3 protein-coding genes are annotated in these 2,668 nt (G+C 60.2%); all 3 read left to right on the forward strand.

Annotation, left to right across the window (positions count from 1 at the left end; genetic code table 11):
• Window positions 1-554: type VI secretion IcmF C-terminal domain-containing protein (locus AAC083_RS15680; protein WP_308811014.1), on the forward strand; the 554-nt coding region annotated here is incomplete at its 5' end.
• A 44-nt stretch (window positions 555-598) separates the two neighbouring features.
• The gene (locus AAC083_RS15685; RefSeq protein WP_108537080.1) at window positions 599-2,029 is read left to right on the forward strand and encodes a VasL domain-containing protein; all 1,431 of its coding nucleotides are present in this window, start codon (window positions 599-601) and stop codon (window positions 2,027-2,029) included.
• A 290-nt stretch (window positions 2,030-2,319) separates the two neighbouring features.
• Complete coding sequence (locus tag AAC083_RS15690) at window positions 2,320-2,607, forward strand: type VI secretion system PAAR protein (protein WP_108537081.1); 288 nt, start codon at window positions 2,320-2,322, stop codon at window positions 2,605-2,607.
• Window positions 2,608-2,668 lie beyond the last annotated feature (61 nt).

The raw sequence follows: 2,668 nt of genomic DNA on the forward strand, positions 1-2,668 counted from the left end.
GCACCCTGGACAGCTTCTATCAGGTCAATCTCAAACCCATGGTAGAGAGCGGTCTGATGGAGGGAGAGTTCAGCTCGCCCATGCAGGCCGAGCTGGTCAAGCAGCTGGATAGAGCCGCCCGCATCCGCCAGATCTTCTTCAGCCAGCAGGGCAACCTGGAGGTGCAGTTCGCCCTCGAGCCCATCGAGCTCACCGCCAACAAGCGGCGCAGCGTGCTGAACCTGGATGGTCAGTTGCTGGAGTACGCCCATGGCCGTCGCACCAAGATCCCGCTGGTGTGGCCCAACACCATGCGTGACGGGGCCGAGAGCAAGATAACCCTGGTGCCGGCCGCCCGCGAGCGCTCGCCGCGCAGCGAAGGCTTCGTCGGCCCCTGGGCCATGTTCCGCCTGATGGACAAGGGGGAGCTGACCCAGGTCAATGAGGCGACCTTCGATGTGCGCTTCCCGGTGGATCAGGGGGCCATGACCTATCGCGTCTATACCGATAGCGCGCAGAACCCCTTCACCGGTGGCCTGTTCAGCCAGTTCAGATTGCCTGGATCCCTCTATTGATAATGTCGGGGGGACACAGAGCCCCCCGCATTTTGGAACCGAATATGTCACAGAATCAACAAGGTCAGCAGGCGCTGAAAGTGGGGCGTGACCCCAGAATGCTGCCGGAATACGAAGCGCTACGCAGCGAAATCAACAAGCTCAGCCATGCCTCACGCCCCGAGGTGGACTGGCGCAAGATCCATCAGCTCGCCAGCCTTATCTTCGAAAAGCACGGGGTGGATCTGCAGACCGCCATCTACTTCACCCTGGCGCGCTCGCGCTTGCAGGGGCTGAGCGGCTTCACCGAAGGGTGTGAGTTTCTGGCCAACCTGATCGTGACCCAGTGGGAGAGCTTCTGGCCGCCGGTGCATCAGGAGCGAGCCCGCATCGAGATGCTCGACTGGTTCATCGCCCGCATCAGCGACGTGGTCCGCCAGTACCAGATCAGCCATGAAGACAAGCGACTGATCTACCGCTGCGAGCGGGCGCTGCAACTTATCAGCGAGAAGCTGCACAACGCGGGCTTAAGCCGCATTCCCCGGGTCGAGAACCTGGTGCACTTTATCGAGGGCTACACCCATCTGTTCGATGAGACCGAGATCGTCATCGTTTCCGATGAGCCCGGCCTCAAGGAGGAACTGCAGATCCCGCCCATGGTCTTCTTCAAATCTGACATGGAGAGCGATCACGGCGCCTCTGCCGGGGCGGCGACCTCGCACCTGCCTCAGGGCAGCATTCTGGTGGGACGAGAAAAGGGACAGATGAAGCCGACCGTGCTCAAGATTGAGCAGCATCGCCGGCAGCGGCCCGCCTGGTTCTGGTTTGGTTGCGGCCTGCTTAGCTGCGCCCTGCCTGTGATGGGCTGGCTCGGCTGGCAACATCAGCAGCAGGAGAAAACAGTGGCAGCCCAGCGTCTGCAACAACCGGCCGCCGAGCTGCCGCGAGCACTCAGTTATGACGACATTCGCCAGGCGCGCATTGTGTTGGGGGAGCAGACCCTGCAGGGCATGGAGAGCGAACTGGTGGCCCGTTATCAGAGTCAGCTTGTCCGGTTGGAGCAGGCCTCGCCGCTCTACTGGTATCGCTATGGGGAGGGGCTTCGCAGCTCGCTGCAGATGATCTATCCCGACTCGCTGGCGGTCAAGGCACTGGACAAGCAGTGGCAAACGCTGCTTGCCGGTCAGCAGGGGGATGCCATCAGCATGCCGACCTATCTGGATGCCCGCGCCGGGGTGGATGCCCTGCTCGATCAGTTGCTGGAGCTGGAGCGCCAGCGCAAGACGGTGACCATCTCTTACCTCAAGTCCCAGCTCTACGAGGTGCAGAAGAACCTGATGCAGAACATCCCGTTCAGCCTGCGTCTCGGCGAGTTGGAGGCGAGGAAGGCCTCCCGGGAGCCCATCACGGCCGCCGAATTAAAAAGCCTGGAAAATGACCTGAAAACGCTCAATATCCGGCTCTATCAGTTGCAGCAGGGCGCTGAAGGTAGTTGATAATGCTGTCTTGAGCAATGAATTGCGCAGTAGTTAGCGAATATGACTGGTATAGCAAGATTTGCCGTGTTGTTTGCCCTGTCTTGCGCAATTCATTGCAGTAACGCCGCTCAACTGTGCGAGTCGTTAGCATAAAATACTGATTTTAAACGTGATTTATGGCAGTTCAGCCATGGCATGAAGGCTGCTAGGTCGCTACCCCTGGTGTCTCTGCGCCCCGGCTCATGATGGTGAGCCTGCGCCATGGCGGGCGCCCCAACGGCGGCCCCTTGCCCACACGGAGAATTTATATGTGCCCTTCTATTGCATTGCTCGGTGACATTGGCACCGACCACGATGGGTTCCACCCATCCCCCGTGATTGCCGCTAGCCCGGACGTCTTTCTCGATGGCAAACCGGTGGCCCGGCAGGGTGATCCGCTGGCCCCTCACGACAAACCCAACAATCCTCCCCATCCACGCAGCATCTCGGGGGGCGTCGGCTCCGTTTTGGTCAACGGCAAACCCATCGCCGTGACCGGCACCGGCATAGGTTGCGGTGGCGTTGTGATTGGCTCGGGTAGCGGACAGGCAGGTTAAGGAACAGCGTTATGGCAGACAGCACAGGATTACAATTTACCGTCAAGGTAGGGGCCTTGCC

The sequence above is a fragment of the Aeromonas sp. HMWF014 genome (genome assembly GCF_963878295.1).
Taxonomy (GTDB): Bacteria; Pseudomonadota; Gammaproteobacteria; order Enterobacterales; family Aeromonadaceae; genus Aeromonas; species Aeromonas popoffii.